Source organism: Mesorhizobium sp. M1312 (assembly GCF_040318115.1).
Taxonomy (GTDB): Bacteria; Pseudomonadota; Alphaproteobacteria; order Rhizobiales; family Rhizobiaceae; genus Mesorhizobium.
Window position 1 is genome coordinate 1 of sequence record NZ_JAMYLQ010000056.1, and the last position, 18,202, is coordinate 18,202.

Sequence of the window (18,202 nt, forward strand, 5' to 3'; positions counted from 1 at the left end):
CGCAAGCGGTGAACTCGCACTCGGATGCGCTGATCGCGCGGCTCCGACTGGAGATCGAGAAGCTGAAGCGCGAGATCCATGGCAGCCGCTCGGAGCGCAAGGCGCGGCTTCTCGAACAGATGGAGTTGCAGCTTGAGGAGTTGGAGGCCGACGCCAGCCAGGACGAACTGGCAGCGGAACTGGCCGCGCGGTCATCGACAGTCCGAGCTTTCGAGCGCAAGCGTCCGTCGCGCAAGCCTTTCCCCGAACATCTGCCGCGTGAGCGTGTCGTCATCGCCGCGCCCCGGAACTGCCCGTGCTGCGGTTCAGCCAAGCTGGCCAAGCTTGGCGAGGACGTTACCGAGACGCTGGAGGTGATCCCGCGCCAGTGGAAGGTGATCCAGACGGTGCGTGAGAAGTTCACCTGCCGTGAATGCGAGAAGATCACCCAGCCGCCGGCGCCCTTCCACGTGACGCCGCGCGGCTTTGCCGGGCCGAACCTTTTGGCGATGATCCTGTTCGAGAAGTTCGCCCAGCACCAGCCGCTGAACCGGCAAAGCGAGCGCTATGCCCGCGAGGGCATCGACCTCAGCCTATCCACACTGGCCGATCAGGTCGGAGCCTGTACCGCGGCGCTGAAGCCGGTGCATGCGCTGATCGAGACGCAAGTGCTTGCCGCCGAGCGACTTCATGGCGACGACACCACCGTGCCGATTCTGGCGAAGGGCAAGACCGATACGGGCCGCATCTGGACCTATGTCAGGGATGACCGGCCGTTCGGCGGGCAATCGCCGCCGGCGGCACTCTACTATGCTTCGCGCCATCGGCGGCAGGAACATCCCGAGCGCCATCTTAAGACCTTTAGCGGCATTCTGCAGGCGGACGCCTATAGCGGCTACAATCCGCTCTTCAAGGCAGATCGTGGCCCCGGTCCGCTGACCCAGGCGCTGTGCTGGGCGCATGCACGTCGTAAGTTCTTCGTGCTCGCCGACATCGCCACCAACGCCAGGCGCGGCAAGGATGCCGCGCCGATCTCTCCGATCGCGCTCGAGCGGTCAAACGCATGGACGCGCTGTTCGACATCGAGCGCGACATCAACGGTCTTGCCGCCGACGAACGCCTGCAACGACGCCAGCAGGAGAGCCGACCGATCGCAGAGGCGCTTGAGGAATGGATGCGGACCGAGCGGGCAAAATTGTCCCGGAGTTCTCCGGTTGCTGAGCCAATCGACTATGTGCTGAAGCGTTGGGACGGCTTCACGTCCTTCCTCAGCGACGGCCGGATCTGCCTCACCAACAACGCCGCCGAACGGGCGCTGCGTGGCTTTGCCCTCGGCAGGAAAGCTTGGCTGTTTGCAGGCTCCGATCGAGGCGCCGATCGGGCAGCCTTCATGGCGACGCTGATCACCACCGCCAAGCTCAACGACGTCGATCCGCAGGCCTGGCTGGCCGATGTCCTCGCCCGCATCGCCGACACGCCGATCACACGGCTCGAGGACTTGCTTCCCTGGAATTGGAGCCCTTTGACGATCGCAGCAGCTAAAGCTGCCTGATCTGGGCCTTCATTATTGGGCTCACATGCAAACCGGATCGTTGAGGCCGTCAGATGGGATATCGCAACTCCGCTCTTACACTCTCAAATACGTGGCCGAGATGCTCGAAGAGGACAAAGACTTTTTGCGCGATTGCTCGATCGAGATGTTCTCGGAAGACGGTTGCCTGAGCGCCTACGACGGCTATCCCGTAACCGAATTAAGCGAAACTATCGTCGTCTTCACCGAAGACGGCATCGACAACCTTCGGCAAATCGCCGACGAGCGCAGGGCTACGGGTGACGCTCCGCCCAAACCTGCCGCAGGAAATCTCCTAAGACCATAGCCACCGCGGCCCTGGCCCTATGGGCACTGCGCGACTCTTGGCGTGGAATTGGAACGCCCGCCCAGCGCTCATGGCGTCGGCCGCGTGAACAGGGTTCGGAACAGCTCCTCTGCACGCCGCAGGCCTTCATCTGTCAGAACCACTGACTTCGCCTTGTTTGCTGGATTCGCGATCAGCCCCTTCTGGTGCAAGCGATCCAGAGCGTCCCAATCCAACCCCTTCCAAGCGCGCCTCTCTTCATGCAGCGTCAGCCAAAGCAGGCCCAGAACGGCATCGTCGATCTTGTCGGTGTCGATCTCCATGCAAGCAGTCTAACACGCAAAAGCGCCTCTGCCGCGGCCCACACCGGATGGTTACTTTACTGCCTGGAGGATGACAGGAAGTTCAGATCGCTCCGGCGCCACCTCGGCTCCGCTCATGGCATGACAGAGGCCTATCGCGCCAAATGGGACCTGCCCGGAGACTATGCGATGACAGCGCCCAGCTACGCCGCCAAGCGATCGGAACTGGCAAGGGAGTTCGGGCTCGGCATCAGAACGCCCGACGCGCCGGCCGCGAGGGCGGCGGCCAAGCGGAAGACCAAAGGCCTAGAGCCGGATGATTGCAAGTCTGTTCGACTGAAATCTTAATCCGCCTCTGGCGGAAGACGATCAAGGTGGCCGGAGAAGCCTACCGACGTCCGTGTAGAGCGCGACGAGCTGTCAATCGGTTCGGGAAACGGGATTGACGTTGCCGGTGCTCGATTGAGGCAACGACACGGTGTGGTCGACCGGGCCAACTAGCTGAGCATTTTGATCGTGGTCGGATCGGCAATGCTTCTTTCTGGCGGCGCAAAGGCACAATGTTGTAAAAGAGAGAAAGGCCTCAGCACGTCATGCCAGCTGATAGGCGACATCGAACGGATGGCTCTAGATAGCGTGTTGAAAGCAGTCCGGCCTTGGGCGCCGCAGCGTAGGTTTACAATTTGATGGCTCAACCTCAGGCCGTTCCAGCCCTCATATCAGGAGTGTATTGCGGTAAACACGCCCTATCGTCCGGCCGGTCGCGGTAACCGGTCTATGACACAACTGTCCACCGCATCGGCAGTGCATCGGATTTAAGAGGTCATGCTATCCGCGTGCGGATGTCCATAAACTGCGCCAAACGCAGCAGAATGCCGAATTGCTGCAGCGAAAAACCCCTTTTTCGCTCACCAAGGGCCCTTTGGAGAGTTATGTTCATAAAACCGCTACCCGACGTCATCTTGCACTACAAGGCGATCGTTTCCCTGCAGGTCGCAAATCTCTAAGGAGTCCGCTCTTATGAACCAAATTGCCAAAGACGTGAGCCTTGCGCTGTTCGACCGACTCGAGTCTGAAGTGCGAAGCTACGTCCGTTCGTTCCCTGTTCTATTCGACCGCGGGGTCGGCACGACGCTGACGGCGGCAGACGGTCAGGAGTACCTGGACTTCTTCGGTGGGGCAGGAGCTCTTAACTATGGGCATAACAATCGAGCGTTCAAGCAGGCACTACTAGATTACATTGAGCGCGATGGTATCGTGCACAGCCTCGACCTAGCCACCACAGCCAAGAAGGCGTTCATCGAAGCTTTCGAGCGTTACATCCTGAAGCCTAGGGGTCTGAAATACAAATTGCAGTTCACAGGTCCGACGGGCGCGAATGCCGTGGAGGCGGCGCTGAAGCTAGTCCGCCAGGTAACGCGCAGGTCAAACATCGTGTCGTTCACGGGGTCGTATCACGGCGTGAGTGCCGGTGGGTTGGCAGCCACCGCTAACAAGGAGATGAGAGCTGCTGCGGGATTTCCTCTCGCTAATGTGACGTCCTTGCCATTTGAAGGTTATCTCGGCGATTCATTCGACACGATCGACTATCTCGAGAAGCTTCTGGAGGATCCGGGCAGCGGCTTTGATACTCCTGCCGCCGTCATACTTGAAGCCGTCCAAGGGGAGGGGGGCATCAATGTTGCAAGCGTTAAATGGCTGCAGAGGTTGCGCGAATTGACTGCGCGGCACGGAATCCTTTTGATCTTGGACGATATCCAGGCAGGTGTCGGCCGAACAGGAACATTTTTCAGCTTCGAAGCATCTGGCATCGTCCCGGATATCGTTACATTGTCCAAGTCATTGTCCGCCTATGGAACGCCGATGGCGCTCGTTCTTATCAAACCTGACCTAGATGTCTGGACGCCTGCCGCGCACACAGGAACATTTAGAGGCAATAACCTGGCTTTCGTAACTGCTCGCGCGGCTCTCGAAACTTACTGGGCCGACTCAAAATTCGAAAAAGAGATCGCCTTAAAATCAAAAATTTTGGCTAAGGGACTTGAGGCAATCGCGGGCGAATACCCGGCTCTGGGGCTGGGTGTGCGAGGCCGAGGTTTAATGTACGGACTTGTATCACCAAAGGATCACTCGTTGCCGTCCCGCGTTTCGAAGGAGGCCTTTTCTCGTCGCTTGGTGCTAGAGACTGCTGGCTCCTACGGTGAAGTCCTCAAGTTTATGCCCGCTCTAACAATCGACGAGGCCGAGCTGCGTCGAGGCTTGTCAGTTATTCGCGATAGCCTTCGCGCCGTTCACGAAGGTGCGGCCGTCGGTCGATAAAAGGCGCGGCCTCGGGCGACTACGATTTGGCTTGCGGTCCGCTAGGCTTGGTTCAACCGCGCGGACCGCAGGCCGTCGTTCCGCAATTAGTCGGCTGGAAAGCTACCGCCTTTGGCCCAGATGAAGAAAGAATAGGGAGGGTCGTGGATGCTCGGCACAAATGTGATGAAGAACTACATCGATGGGGAGTGGAAGGATTCGTCCACGGGCGGACGGATCGAGGTTGATGATCCCTCTACGGGAGAAACAATTGCGGTCGTCGCAGAAGCCGGACATCAAGAAGTTGATCAAGCTGTTGCGGCCGCCGATCGAGTTTTTCGCGAGCGAATCTTAATAGACATGCATCCTTATGACCGTGGGCGTCTGTTGTTTCGCTTGGCAGACGCATTGGAGAGGCGTGACGAAGAGATAGCGATCATCAACTGCGTCGAGACAGGCAAAGGGTTGGATCTCGCTCGAGGCGAGGTAAAGACTGCGATAAGATACCTGCGATACTACGCTGGTCTAGCTGACAAGGTTGAAGGCCGTTCAATACCTCGTGGTGCCGAGTATGTGGACTACACCGTAAGAAGTCCTTTTGGCGTGTCTGCCCAGGTTGTGCCGTGGAACGGCCCGCTTGAACTAACGGCTCGTTCGTTAGCTTGCGCCATTGCAACCGGCAACTCAGTCGTGGTGAAGTCTCCTGAGCTGGCTCCCCTGTCAGGAATTGAATTTGCTCGCGCTTGCGAGGAAGCAGAGATGCCTGCCGGTGCCGTCAACGTGATCACCGGTTACGGTCATTTGGCTGGTCAGGCACTCATCCAGCATCGTGATGTTCGCCACATCGTTTTCACAGGATCTCCTGCCACCGGGCGGACCGTATTGAAAGCTGCGGCGGATCGGATCGTACCGTGCATTATGGAACTGGGTGGCAAGTCAGCTGCAGTTGTGTACTCCGACGCCGATCTCGACGCCGTGGTCGAGGCGGTTCGCATCGGCACCTATTTGAACGCCGGTCAGAATTGTAACAACCTGACAAGATTGCTGGTGGAACGGTCGATCGCAGATGAACTTCTGGAGCGAATCAAGAAGTGCGTTGAGGAACTATCCGTTGGCCCAGGACGCGACAATTGTGACATCACTCCGATGATCTCCCAAAAGCAGCGTCAGGCCGTCGAAAAGGCCTGTGGGACTGCTCTATCACAGGGAGCTCGGGCGGTTACCGGCGGCCAGGTGCTGTCAGAGAGAAGCGGTTACTTCATGGCCGCAACTGTCTTCGCTGATGTCGCGCGTGACAGTAATCTCTTCCAAAATGAAGTCTTCGGACCCGTTCTGGCGGTTACTGCGTTTGATGATCCGGCAACGGGTATCGACCTGGCCAACGGCACAGATCAGGGCTTGGCAGCAGGGGTGTTCACGAGGGACATCGATCGCGCCCTTTGGTGTGCCGATCGTCTATGGGCTGGTCAAATCTACGTAAATGGCTGGTATGTCGGGGGCGTTGAAACGCCGTTCGGGGGGGTGAAGCAATCTGGATACGGCAGAGAAAAGGGTCAGGAAGCGCTGGATGGCTACGTTCAGACCAGAAACATTGGCATCCGCATCACACACCCAATATCCCGCTGAGGCGGCAGTTCTCGTTACAGCGCCACCTGAGTCAGCCGCACATGTTTTATGTCCGCTGAGATCGATCCTCTTCGCTACCAACTTGATATGAATGGGGAGTTCCGAATGCTGAATCAAACAACATTCTCGGCCGTGCATGTGGCACCGTTGTTTCCCCCTGTGACGTCTGAGACCGTAATTGGACTGATCATTCCTTCGACGGACACACTCACCGAACTCGAAATGCGCAGGATGTTGAAGGACGACAGCATTAACTTCTCGGCAACGAGGATTAAGCATGAGGATGTGGCTTCGACCGAGGACTCAGTCGATAGCCTTTATAGCCACGTCTACAGTATAGCCCGAGCCGGCGAATTGTTCGATCCTCCTGGTGAGGTCAACGTGTTTGTGTATGCGTGCACGTCAGGATCGGCAGTCATTTCGCAGGAAAAGCTGGAACAGGAATTGCATCGAGCTCGGCCCGGGTCTTCATTGACCTCCCCTATGACGGGAGCTTTGCGGGCGTTTGAAAAACTTGGCATAAAGCGTATTGATATGCTTACCCCCTACGTAGACGAGGTCGGTGCCGTTGTTGTTGATTGTATTGAAAAATATGGTTTCGCGGTCCGTGCATCCGCCTCTTTCAATTTGTTAACTGGCCCCGAAATTGCGGCAGTCTCTCCCGAAAGTATCTTTGAAGCTGCCTGCTCGATGGTCACCTCCGAAGCCGATGCACTGTTTATCCCGTGCACTCTCCTTCGCACATCTAGCATGATCGATCGTTTAGAGGAGCGGCTCGGGAAGCCTGTGATCACTGCTCACCAGGCTATGTTGTGGGACGCATTGAGACTTGCGCGATATGAAAAGCCTATACTGGGACACGGTCAGCTTCTGAAGCAATTAACATAGGCTAGGAGTTAAGCAATTCCCCTAGCATGTTGGCAAGGCAGCTAATAGCTGTACTCCCCGACAGATGCCGTCAGCCGGAGAGTGGGCGAGTGGCACCGTACCCCTCTGGCGCGAACCGTCGCTGAGCAAGGTCCATTCTTGTATTGGTCCTGAACGGACGATAGGGAGCAGTCCCGCATGCAGAGGCAAGGTATTGTCGGCATCAAAAGCAATGCCTGCGGTCTATGCTGGCATCGATGGTGTAAGGACTTGTCCAGCCGAGACGGTGATCTCGATCCCGAGCTCGGACCCGATCAATGCCGCCACACTCCTGGCTGGCCTCGCCGAGATGATTACTTTCTACTCCTAGCAGGCGGCCATGCTGACCGGCCTGGTCTCTGTCGCCCATGCAGTCACCGCGCCAGCGACGCTGCGAAATCAGAGGTGGGCGTAAGGGCCCCTACATGGACCACAGCCTACGCCGACGAAAGCGCCTCTGCCGCGGCCCACACCGATTGGTTACGATTGAGGCAATATTATTCCCTGACAAACAGGAACGTTGTACCTTGAGCAAATCTGGAAATGTATCGAGCATCGATGCAGGCCAGAGGCATTTTTGCTTTCGGAGAAGAGGGCAGCCACAGGCTGTCCGCGCTCGTTAACGCTCCAGCGGTAAACGGTATGATCGGTCGCCTGTTTTTGCGTATGACCGCAGGAACGAGCCGCAGTCTAAGATGTTCGGTTTCATGCCGGCAAGCACGAGTGCGTGCCATATGGTCACCTGGTTGGCGGTTAGGACTGAACGTCCTGAAATCTTCTCGAAAGTTTCCACGCGTGTTAACGAACTGATTGAGGTACAGGGAACCAGGATTGGGTCGTCGGAGAATGGCCTCGTCGAAACAAACTCAGTCAGTTCGGCTTCGCAGTCGATGTCAAAAATCTCTCCGCTCGCCGGACAACTCATATGCCAGACTGTTCCAACGCTGATACCAACCTCTGAGAGGAACGAGACAAGAAGTTTCGCGATTTCAGGCGAATAGGGCAACATAACGTCAACCCTTTTCGCTCCAAGTACGTCAAGCGCTGCCAAAAACGCCATTGAAGTATTCGTAGCGGGCGCCGCGGCATTGTCGGAAAGAAGCTGGATTTGGCGGTGTGCGTACGGAACGCCTTTGAAGAAACTGGCAGATGTGCAGGCCCAAACGACTGAATCGCACCCCTGCTTCCGCAATTGACGCGCAGCGGCTGACAGTACGTCCTCATCAGCTAATCTGGCGTAATAATCAACGCCATTGTATAAGGCATCGTCGCGTGTTGGGGTAGAAATATATTCTACGCTGCCAAGGTTGCGATCTGCGAGCCAATTAGAGATAAATTTGTCGTCCCTCAGCTCGTACGGAATTTTATTGTCACTTGGCACCATAGCGCCCATTCTCTTACAGCGCTTGGGACTGTTATCCAAAACCATGTCATTCCCCAATCTTGATGTAGTTGTGTCACCAACGTGGAGAGCCGGATCCAACCCTATGAAGCACGCCCAGCACTTGCTTCTTCCTTACTGGTATGCGAGGCCGGCGGGGCAGCTGTCGATATGCGTAGCGCAGAACGCGGTCAGGCGGCGGAGGTCAAAAGATCGACATGTTATGATGGCGCGCGCTTCCAACTCCAAAACGACGCTCAAGATAGTGTAGACCAATAACTGCCGGCACACTGACCGCCAGGAAGAAAGCCCCGACCATCGTCATCGGTTCAAGATATCGGTAGTTGATATTCGAAATTATTCGGGCTTGGTTCATCAACTCCACAACCGTGATCGTGGAAAGCAGCGGCGTTTCCTTGAACATGCCAACCACATAATTCGCAAGAGCCGGAATAATGGGGGGGACCGCCATTGGTATGACGATATATCTCCATGTTTGAGAACGGGTCAGATTCAGTGCTTTGGCAGCCTCCCACAGTCCCCGGTCAACGCTTTCAATGCCGGCGCGGTAAACTTCTGATGTGTAACTTGAGTAGTGAATGCCAAGGGCGAGAACACCGGCCGTGAGCGGGCTGAGGTAGATACCAATATCTGGAAGCACATAAAAGACGAAGTAGAGCTGCACGAGCAGCGGGGTGCCGCGAACGAAGTTGACACAGAACCGAAGCGCCGACGAGATGCGTGGTCCTGCAGACCTGCGCCCTATCGCGATCGCAAGCCCGAGAGTCAGGGCGAGCGCCGACGCGAGCAGGGTAGCCAAAATGGTGATCTTTACGCCTGCAAGGAGGTGCGGAAGTATCTCAAACGCAAATGGCCATTCCCAGGTCATGTGCCGCGCTCCGAGGGCTGGGTAGGCGCCAGGTTGCGCTCTAGCCATCGCATCAACGACCAGAAGCCTATTGCGAGAAGGAAATAGACGAAAAGAATGGTGAGGAATGGCACAGCAGTGTCGCCGGTCTGCACTCGTACGCTCTGCGCCCGAAATGTCATGTCCGACAGAGAAATCAGCGAGACGATAGAGGTGCCCTTCAGGATCTCGACAATACTGTTTGAAAACGGATGTATCATCAACCTCAGCGCTTGCGGTAAAAGCACATAGCGAAGACGGTGCACCTTTTTTAAGTTAAGCGCGATGCACGCCTCAAATTGTTCGCGAGGAAGGGCCAGCATAGCGCCTCTAACTATTTCAGACATGTACGCACCGGCATTCAGACCGAGGACAAGCACCCCGGCTTGAAATGGAGTTAAGGATATACCGAGGAGAGGGAGCACGAAATAGGCCCAAAAGAGCTGAACGAACATCGAGGTTCCTCGAAAGAACTCCATGAACACACGAGCCGGCACGCGTAGCCACACGGTGTTTGACAGGCGCGCAAAGCCGACGGCGAAGGCAACCAAAAGCGCCAGCACGCTGCCCAGCACGGTGAGTTCCACGGTAAGAATCGCGCCTGCCAAGATCAGCGGTAGGAACTGGACAGACTCCGGCATCACAGGCTCAGTCCTGCAGCGACGATCTTGCGAAGGAAAAGCTTCGTCCGATCTTGTTGGGGGTTACAAAAGATTTCCGCCGGCGGCCCCTCCTCGACGATACGGCCCCCGTCGAGGAAGAGAACGCGGTCGGCGAAATCACGGGCGAAGCTCATCTCATGAGTAACTAGGAGCATGGTCATATCCGTTTCATTCCCCAGTTTCCGGAGAACGTTCAAGACCTCCTCGACCAACTCAGGATCGAGGGCGGAGGTAACCTCATCGAAAAGCATAATCTTAGGCTTCAGCGCGAGCGCGCGCGCAATGGCGACTCGTTGCTTCTGCCCGCCAGACAGTTCGGCGGGCAAGGCCGCTGCTTTATTCTCCAGGCCAACCATTTCAAGGAGACCGAGCGCGAAGTCACGCGCTTCGTTTTCGGAAAGTCCCTGTGTAAGGATAGGCGCAAGCGTGACATTGCGCAGAACCGACATGTGGGGAAATAGATTGAAATGCTGAAACACCATCCCGATGTCCCGACGCATCTGGTGAAGGTGCCCTTCCCTGTGACGGGGAGAAAGCTGGGCGATGTCAGGGCCCAGAAGCGGTCTGTCATTTACAGTAATATTTCCTCCTTCAATCGTTTCAAGGGTCATCAGGATACGAAGTATCGTAGTCTTGCCGGACCCAGACGCTCCAATCAGTGCCAATTTTTCGCCCGCCGACACTGTCAATGAAAGGTCTGTTAGTACTCTATGAGCACCATACAATTTGCAAACCTTATCGAATTGGACCGCAGGAAGAGACATCAACTAACTCTCTGATAGGCGACAGGGGCGGGGGAGGCTAGTAAGATACGCGTTCTTAGCCTCCCCTCACAATGACTACTACTTTTTACAAAGCTGCTCCGCGGTAGCCGTATCAATCCCGAATGCAGCGGCTTCCATTTTAAACTTTTTCAAAATCTCCATGTATTTACCGCTTTCGCGGACCTTCTTAATGCCATCGTTATAGGCGTCTCTCAACGCCACATCATCTTTGTTGAAGGCGGCAGCTTGGCAGCCAATTGGAAAGTCGGGAACTGGCAAATACTTAAATTTCGACTTATCTACAAGCTTTTCAAATAGGCCGGGGGTTGCCAAAGTATCGTGGAAATAGACGTCAACCCTACCATCTGTCAGAAGCTTTAGACCACTAGGCGCATCTGGAAAGATTATAATCTTATCCGTTGGAATGCCCGCCTTTAAAGCAAGTTGTTGGGCGACGCACCCCCCGCATACAGCTACTGTGGCGCCAGCAGCAGCTAGATCTTTGACACTCTTCACCGTATCGGCGAGCTTATTGGAAAGGACAAATGAACCTCCGTCGCAGATCAGGGGCTCTGAATAGATAACAGCCTCACATCGTTGTGGGGTAATCATCAGACTGCCAGACGATGCGAACGTTGCGCGTCTAGATTGCACAGCGGGGATCATTGCTCCATATTCCATCACTTGCCCCGAAAACCGTGTGATGCCGACCTCTCCCAAGATCGCTTTGTCTAGTTCCGGCCCCGCTCCTGTGGGTGAACCATCCGCACCCATAAACGCATAGGGCGGTTCATTGGCGATGGCGATTGTGACACCGTCTGACTTAGCCTGTTCCAACGTCTGGGCAACTGCGAAGCAGGGCGCTGCAGCAGTGACCGCCAGAGTAAACAGTAGGCGACCAAAGCGTGAAAAGCGTCGTTGAATTTTATCCATCATGGCTATTCCCCATTATCCGGTTCTTATTCGGGTGGCCTCTAACAGAGTTTCGTCCACCGGACGCCCATGCTATCCCGCCGTGAGGACCGGTTCGCTGCTGATTGGCCGGCATTTGCGCAGAAAAAATTCCCTTTGACACGCATTACGAAGGAAAGCGGCGATAGTGCTGGTCCGTCTAAAGGGTCGGACCCGGTGACGACGGCGGAAAGGATAGCGGCTGTCTGCCCGGCTGCAAGCGCGACCCGCAGCAACTGGTTCGTGTTGGCGGCAAGAACCTTGGATGATTGAAGCGCCGAGGCGCTGCAAGGGCTAGCGGTTGTTAAGTGGCGACTCGCGACATCTGAAGCGCTGTCAAAGACAATCGGGGCACCGCATTTGGCGGTCAACGAGATCAGCCGGCGGCGTCCTTTCACAAGATCGCCAAGCGCGACCGATCGCCTACCTCTACATCGGCAGCCTTCGAGTGGCTGCTGCGCCCGCCCAGCCGGGCGGGGCACCGTCGTCTAGAGTCTTGCCCCAAGTCTCGGAAGCCTGGAACGGTTGTTCCGAAACACTATGTGTCGGCCCCGAGCGCGGGCCGGTAAAGCAAAGCATTGACGAAATCCGAACGCCGGACGGATTGTGCGGGTTTGTTGACACGGGAGTTCGCGTCCCGTGTTGCTAGCCGGGGCAACCCGCAATACCTCCTCGACAGCCGCACTTGTGCCGCGACTTTGCAGCTTTCGTGCGCAAACAGGGCTCATTTCGCAGAGGTATGCATCATAATTCTGCTAGCTTCCGGCGGGAGATGGAGGGAACCGCCGTTGCTTTTCGACTATATAATTGTAGGTGGCGGTTCATCCGGATGCGTGATGGCGAACAGGTTATCGGCCAATGGCAGTCACGTCCTGCTCATAGAGGCCGGTCCTGATTTTCCCCCGCACGCGATTCCTGATGATATACTCGATGGCAACCCCACGCGGGCTTACTACAATCAGGGCTATCAGTGGCCCTCACTCTCAGCAGCCATTGCGCAAAACACCAACAGACGCGTGCACTATGAGCAAGCTCGGGTCATAGGCGGAGGCTCTAGCATCAATGCCCAGGTCGCCAACCGGGGTGGCCCAGCCGATTATGATGAATGGGCGTCCATCGGCGCAACGGGTTGGGATTGGGATGGCGTACTGCCATATTTCCGCCGACTCGAATGCGATCTCGACTTTCGCGATCACTTCCACGGCAATGAAGGGCCCTTGCCTATTAGCCGCGCCGATATCGGAGAGTGGTCCGGATTCGTTAGGGCGGTGTCGACCGCTTTTGAAGATCAGAATATTCCCTACCGGCCAGACTTCAATGGCGAATTTCGCGATGGTCACTCAATTGTTCCATTGACGAACCGCAATCGTCGTCGCGTGTCAGCTGCGATGGCTTATTTGCCGGATAGCGTCCGCGCTCGGCCCAACCTCAGAATTTTGTCCGAAACAACTGTTGTACGATTAACCTCTTCAGGGCGTCAAATAAAGGGCGTCGTTACTGAGAGCAAGACTGGTTGCCAATCCTATAGCGCGCCTACGGTAGTCCTGTGCGCTGGCGCTATTCATTCGCCCGCCTTGTTGATTCGGTCTGGGATTGGCCCGGGCGATCAGCTGTCAAAACTCGGCATTCAGGTTGTCGCAGATATAAACGGGGTTGGAAAAAATCTTCAAGAGCACGCTGGGGTAGCCATCTCGGCGTACTTGAAACCGAAGGATCGGATGTTGCCGACCGCGACTGGATACATCCAGATGCATGCTCGGTATTCATCCGGTCACGACGATTGCCCCCCTACCGATATGGCCATCTCAGTTCTCGCAAAATCTGCCTGGCATCCAGTTGGCAAACGCCTAGGGACCCTCAATTTCTGGGTTAATCGCGTCTACTCGACAGGAACGGTTTCCCTCAAAAGTTGCTCTCATTTAGCTGAGCCAGAGGTGAATTTCGATATGCTGAGCGACGAACGCGACGCCGAGCGATTGAAAAAAGCGTTTCGATTCGTGGCGAGGCTGGTTGATCATAAAGCCCTAGTGAATACTGCCTTGGACCCCTTTCCTTCTACCTGGACTGGAAAAGCGAAGCTAATCGGAAAGTACAACAGTTTGAACTACGGCATCACATCAATCTTGGCGGCGCTTATGGATAGCTCTTCTTTGATTCGCCGAAGCCTCATTAAATTCGCAATCACAGATGGCCGCGGCATTGCAGACCTTGTAAACAATGACGAGCTACTTGATCGCTTTGTACGACAGAACGTTTTTGGGAATTTTCATCCCACTTCGACCTGCAGAATGGGATCTGCTGACGATCCGACCAGCGTGACGGATCCGTCAGGCCGCGTTCATGGAATGTCGGGCCTAAGAGTCGCCGATGCATCGGTGATGCCTTTCTGCCCGCGAGCGAATACGAACATCCCTACGATTATGGTTGCAGAGAAAATGTCTGATGCCATCCTGCTTGAGCGCGATTAGCAGGAAAGGTATGGGTTGCCAGGTATAATTCCTGCAAGATGATCCGTCCGCGAGGCACATCCTCACTTCAGCAGGCCTATTCTGACACAGCTGGGACTTATCGATTGTATCCGCACCGGAGGCCACTGCATCGTCGCGGTCGACCACCCCTGCAGGCCGCTGCGGTCGGCGCTTGACCTTGCCGCCCAGCATGTTCGGAAAGGAAGAGAGCCGTTGCGCTTGCGCCAGGACAGCAGAGTGCAGTCGCCTCGTCCCAGCATGTACTGCGATCCGTCAGGCAACGAGAACCCGCGTCTCACCGATGCGGATCGCCAGCGGAGCCCAAAAGCTTTGCTTATGCGCGCAGAGGCTACATAACGCTGAGTTCCTCTATCCAGGCTGATAAAATGCACCAAATGGCCCGTTGGAAAGGACTACAGTTTCAGAAACGGCGGCGGCGAACCTCACGCCAAGCAGATGGAATACCAAGCATGACCGCTTACCGCGACGGCCCCACTTCGCCACTGTTCCGGCCTGCCAGCTTTGACGGTAACGTCACGTTCGAGGAGCTTGCAGGCCATCAAGACGTCTCAGCCGAGCTGGCGCGGGCAGCTCCGTTCGCACATTCCGGCTCCTGCGTCGCTTGGGGCATTCCGTTCGAAATCGGGCGCCCGGTTTTTCTCAAGGGTCAGGCGGTTACGGTCGAGGTTCCGCTAACCACCGCGCGATGGTTCGTATTCCTGCACGCCTCTGATGTTCGTCCGCTGTCCCCCGATCAGAATGGATTGATCTCTCCCATGCGAGGGATTGGTCAACTCGGCGAGCATGCGGCGAATTACGTCCTGATTTACGAGGATGGCACCGAGCAAAGGGCAGAAGTCCGGCGGCGACATCAGGTTGGATCGCTGCTCTTCCGGTGGGGGGAGCATTGCACCCAAGCGGTTGCGGCTAGAAAGCCTCACCCGCTAGGTCTCAGTGAGGCCGACCAGCCAAAGCCAATAAGCAATGCCGCTTCTTATCGGTGGCCCATCGGGTGGGGGATACGCCAGCAACAGGCGCTGTTCGAGGAGGGGCCCTGGATGAATTTCGTTTGGGCCTTCGAAAATCCGCATCCAGAGAAAGCCGTTGAGGCGATCAAGTTCGAACCTGTCTCCGGCAGTCTGATCATCTCCGGAGTTTCCGCAGGCGATAGCCGTTCAATGCCGCTCCGTTGGGAGAAGCGCAAGAAAGCGCTGCTCAGGATGCCGCCCGAAGTGAGCTTCGATTCCACGCTCGATGAGCATGGTCTCTTCAATCAGATCCAGCTCGATCTCGGCCAGGTTATCTCTGCAAGCCCACGGTTGGTCTATCCTACCGAGCATTGGGAAAAGACGCGTCAAAATCTGCAACCGGAAGCGAGCCCGACCGAAATCGTCATCGAATATGCGGCGCATTCCGATGCCTGTTTTCACCTCTTTGGGGACAGAACGATCCTGGTTAATGATCTTGAAAACAATGCCCCGCAAAGCGAACCGGTGCTGCAGAGCATTCTGCCGGCCAATCAACGCGTGATCCTGCGCGTCGTCGAGCAGGCAACGAATAAGCCTGTCCCCGTAAAGCTTCATGTGCATGGTTCGACAGGTGAGTATCTTGCTCCATCAAATGGAAACCGCAACCCAAATCCGCGATGGTTCGAGAATTACAGCACCGAGCATTGGCAAGGCCTGCATCTGTCGACCTACATCTCAGGACAGACCACGATCGAATTGCCGTTAGGTGACGTTTACCTAGAGATCACGAAGGGATTTGAGGTCAAGCCGATCCGGCGGAAGTTCCATATCACTCGAGAAACTGAGCTTATTACCGTAGAGCTCGAGAAGGTCCTTGATTGGCGCGAACAAGGCTGGGTCACCGCCGATACGCATGTACATTTTCTGGCTCCCGCAACAGCTATGCTGGAGGGCGCCGCTGAAGGCGTAAACGTCATCAATCTCCTCGCGAGCCAATGGGGAGAGATGATGTCCAATGTCGGGGATTTTGACGGCAGGACAACGTTTGGAAGCAGAGCGGCCGGAGGTGACGGCGAGTTTCTTGTCCGCATCGGCACCGAGAATCGACAACGCGTCCTCGGTCACATCTCCCTGCTCGGCTATTCCGGCAACATGATTGTTCCCCTTGCCGCGGGCGGCCCTGATGAATCGGCCGTCGGCGACACGGTCAATGTTCTCATAACCGAATGGGCGCGGCAATGTAAGAAGCAGGGCGGCCTCGTCGTCCTGCCGCACTTCCCCGATCCTCGGATGGAAGGCGCCGCAACGATCGTCCTGGGGGAAGCAGACGCGGTCGAAATGATGTCATTTATTGACTATTATAGCGGCATCGATGCCTACTCTCTCTCCGACTGGTATCGCTACCTGAACAACGGGTATCATATCCCAGCGGTGGCTGGCACAGACAAGATGTCGGCCGAGTTTGCCGTAGGCCTGACCCGGACCTACGCAAGAATCCCCGGTCATCGGGAATTCTCCTACGAAACGTGGATGGACGCTGTCCGAGCAGGCCATACGTTTGTGACCTATGGCCCTCTGATGGATCTTAATGTTGACGGAAAACCCATGGGCGGCCGCATTGGCCTTTCCTCGTCGGGTGGAACGGTCAACATCAGCTGGAACGTCGCAAGTGTGATCGTGCCGATGACCAGGATCGACCTTATCGTCAATGGCGAGGTCAGAGAAAGCCGTACCCTCAAACCGTGGCAGGATGCCGGAAGTTGGTCGGTGCGTGTCCAGAAAAGCTCCTGGATCGCGTTACTTGTTCGCGCGAAATACGATGACAAACCTGAGGTGATCGCCGCTCACTCGTCGGCAGTCATGATCGATGTCGAGGGATCTCAGTTATTTGCCGCGGCCGACGCGCTCACAATCCTGGACCAGATCGAGGGATCGATGGCCTACATCGACACGATCGGAACCCGTGCCGAGGCCAAGCGGTACAAGGAGATGCGGCTTGTGCTCCAGTCGGCGTACCATCGCCTGCACAATCAAATGCATCAAATGGGCTACCATCATCCGCATACCCCCGGCACGCACCATTCCGAGCATGATGAGTGAAAATACCATAACCGCGGACACGGTTTTTTTCAAAGAGCAAGGCCAATGGAAAATCCGACAATCAGAAGGAAGTTCGCCAGAATAGCTTTTGCAGCAATAGTGCTTGCCACTGCCTGCGGGCCGGCCTCCTCCCATATCGCGGTCGGCTCAGTTGGTTCGTTCGGGGCTGGGCTTGCACACCCGCTCTCCGGCCTTGACCACGTAACGGTGATAGTCGCGGTCGGTCTGTGGGCGGCGCTGAAGGGCGGACGCGCGCTCTGGGCATGGCCGGTTGCGTTTCTCAGCTTGATGCTTACGGGCGGTGCGCTGGGGATCGCTGGCGTGCCAGTCCCCTTCGTAGACCCTGTCATCCTCGCCTCGATTGTGGCGCTGGGCCTGCTGATCGCCGCTGCGGTAGACCTCCCGGTGGCGGCAGGCGCGATCATCATTGGCTTCTTTGCGCTTTTCCACGGTCACGCGCATGGCACCGAGATCCCTGAGACCGCGGGGGGGTTCGTATATCTTGCCGGCTTTGCCCTTGCCACAGCACTTTTGCACGGCGCAGGTATCTGCTTGGGTCTGTTACCAGGCCAGCGTTTTCGTGCCCTCGTGAGACTTGCGGGCGCGGCGACCGCCACAGCTGGCTTGATGATGATCGTCGGCACGCTCTAGCAATCGTCACACGACGTCGGGCAAAGTTGTTGGCTGGCCAGCAGCGAGCACCTTTTCTTCATAAGCCGCGCGAGATCCTGTTCGGCCGCCAGCTCCGGCATGGTGATGTCATCCTTCTCGGCCACGCAGCCAAGTAGGTACTCACGATGAGGCAACCGCTGGCCTGGGGCGCCAGGCTGACAGGTTGTGATCGATAGCCTCGACCAGATCCAAACTGATCGCAAGAACTTCGCTCGAAGCCCATCTCCAAAAGTCGTTCAAAACCCATTTAGCCATATACGGGGGCCGGCGCGGTCGCCTAGCTGTTTGATCCCAGGCTCACATGACGATGCTGAGGTCAAGAGGTGTGTTAGGGCGGCATCGTATTGCTCCCTATTGGTGGC

At 56.4% G+C, this 18,202-nt stretch carries 15 protein-coding genes; 9 read left to right on the forward strand and 6 right to left on the reverse strand.

The window, feature by feature from the left end:
* Both tnpC and NKH36_RS33290 read left to right on the forward strand, forming a co-directional pair.
* Positions 1–1,531, forward strand: a protein-coding gene (gene tnpC, locus NKH36_RS33285; protein ID WP_352965984.1) for an IS66 family transposase whose coding sequence is annotated in 2 segments (ribosomal slippage) — positions 1–1,032 and positions 1,032–1,531 — 1,532 coding nt annotated over the 2 segments. Because the reading frame shifts where the segments join, the coding sequence is not laid out codon by codon here. This gene is flagged as partial in the annotation.
* A gap of 100 nt (positions 1,532–1,631) precedes the next feature.
* Complete coding sequence (locus NKH36_RS33290) at positions 1,632–1,856, forward strand: hypothetical protein (protein ID WP_352965982.1); 225 nt, start codon at positions 1,632–1,634, stop codon at positions 1,854–1,856.
* 68 nt (positions 1,857–1,924) lie between these two features.
* Here NKH36_RS33290 and NKH36_RS33295 read toward each other — a convergent pair whose 3' ends face one another.
* On the reverse strand, positions 1,925–2,158 hold the full coding sequence (locus NKH36_RS33295; protein ID WP_254019400.1) for a DUF6429 family protein: 234 nt from the start codon (positions 2,156–2,158) through the stop codon (positions 1,925–1,927).
* Between NKH36_RS33295 and NKH36_RS33300 the strand changes: the two genes are divergently transcribed.
* From NKH36_RS33300 to NKH36_RS33315, 4 genes are all read left to right on the forward strand, one after another.
* Complete coding sequence (locus NKH36_RS33300; protein WP_352965980.1) at positions 2,096–2,485, forward strand: MucR family transcriptional regulator; 390 nt, start codon at positions 2,096–2,098, stop codon at positions 2,483–2,485. The two genes, NKH36_RS33295 and NKH36_RS33300, sit on opposite strands and share 63 nt — an antisense overlap.
* Before the next feature lie 672 nt (positions 2,486–3,157).
* Positions 3,158–4,456 carry a diaminobutyrate--2-oxoglutarate transaminase gene (ectB, locus tag NKH36_RS33305; RefSeq protein ID WP_352965979.1) on the forward strand — a complete coding sequence of 433 codons (1,299 nt, stop codon included), beginning with the start codon at positions 3,158–3,160 and terminating at the stop codon, positions 4,454–4,456.
* A gap of 147 nt (positions 4,457–4,603) precedes the next feature.
* On the forward strand, positions 4,604–6,061 hold the full coding sequence (locus NKH36_RS33310) for an aldehyde dehydrogenase family protein (RefSeq protein ID WP_352965977.1): 1,458 nt from the start codon (positions 4,604–4,606) through the stop codon (positions 6,059–6,061).
* A 105-nt stretch (positions 6,062–6,166) separates the two neighbouring features.
* Positions 6,167–6,949: a maleate cis-trans isomerase family protein gene (locus NKH36_RS33315; RefSeq protein WP_352965975.1), complete on the forward strand. Its 783-nt coding sequence runs from the start codon at positions 6,167–6,169 to the stop codon at positions 6,947–6,949.
* A 637-nt stretch (positions 6,950–7,586) separates the two neighbouring features.
* Here the strand turns inward: NKH36_RS33315 and NKH36_RS33320 are convergent.
* From NKH36_RS33320 to ehuB, 5 genes are all read right to left on the reverse strand, one after another.
* Positions 7,587–8,396 carry a maleate cis-trans isomerase family protein gene (locus NKH36_RS33320; RefSeq protein WP_352965974.1) on the reverse strand — a complete coding sequence of 270 codons (810 nt, stop codon included), beginning with the start codon at positions 8,394–8,396 and terminating at the stop codon, positions 7,587–7,589.
* Positions 8,397–8,553: 157 nt separating this feature from the next.
* Positions 8,554–9,237: an ectoine/hydroxyectoine ABC transporter permease subunit EhuD gene (gene ehuD, locus NKH36_RS33325; protein ID WP_352965973.1), complete on the reverse strand. Its 684-nt coding sequence runs from the start codon at positions 9,235–9,237 to the stop codon at positions 8,554–8,556.
* On the reverse strand, positions 9,234–9,896 hold the full coding sequence (gene ehuC / locus NKH36_RS33330; protein ID WP_352965972.1) for an ectoine/hydroxyectoine ABC transporter permease subunit EhuC: 663 nt from the start codon (positions 9,894–9,896) through the stop codon (positions 9,234–9,236). Before ehuC ends, ehuD begins: the two co-directional genes overlap by 4 nt.
* Entirely contained in the window at positions 9,896–10,681 is a 786-nt protein-coding gene (ehuA, locus tag NKH36_RS33335) for an ectoine/hydroxyectoine ABC transporter ATP-binding protein EhuA (RefSeq protein WP_352965971.1), read from the reverse strand. The genes ehuC and ehuA overlap by 1 nt, the downstream gene beginning before the upstream one ends.
* A 78-nt stretch (positions 10,682–10,759) precedes the next feature.
* The gene (gene ehuB, locus NKH36_RS33340) at positions 10,760–11,617 is read right to left on the reverse strand and encodes an ectoine/hydroxyectoine ABC transporter substrate-binding protein EhuB (RefSeq protein WP_352965969.1); all 858 of its coding nucleotides are present in this window, start codon (positions 11,615–11,617) and stop codon (positions 10,760–10,762) included.
* 803 nt (positions 11,618–12,420) lie between these two features.
* On the opposite strand from ehuB, the gene NKH36_RS33345 reads away from it, so the two are divergent.
* From NKH36_RS33345 to NKH36_RS33355, 3 genes are all read left to right on the forward strand, one after another.
* Positions 12,421–14,100, forward strand: a complete 1,680-nt coding sequence (locus tag NKH36_RS33345; RefSeq protein ID WP_352965967.1) for a GMC family oxidoreductase — start codon at positions 12,421–12,423, stop codon at positions 14,098–14,100.
* Positions 14,101–14,570: 470 nt separating this feature from the next.
* Positions 14,571–17,168: a CehA/McbA family metallohydrolase gene (locus tag NKH36_RS33350; RefSeq protein ID WP_352965966.1), complete on the forward strand. Its 2,598-nt coding sequence runs from the start codon at positions 14,571–14,573 to the stop codon at positions 17,166–17,168.
* Positions 17,169–17,213: 45 nt separating this feature from the next.
* A complete protein-coding gene (locus NKH36_RS33355) occupies positions 17,214–17,819 on the forward strand; it encodes a HupE/UreJ family protein (RefSeq protein WP_352965965.1) in 606 nt (201 codons plus the stop codon).
* The last annotated feature ends 383 nt before the right edge of the window (positions 17,820–18,202 follow it).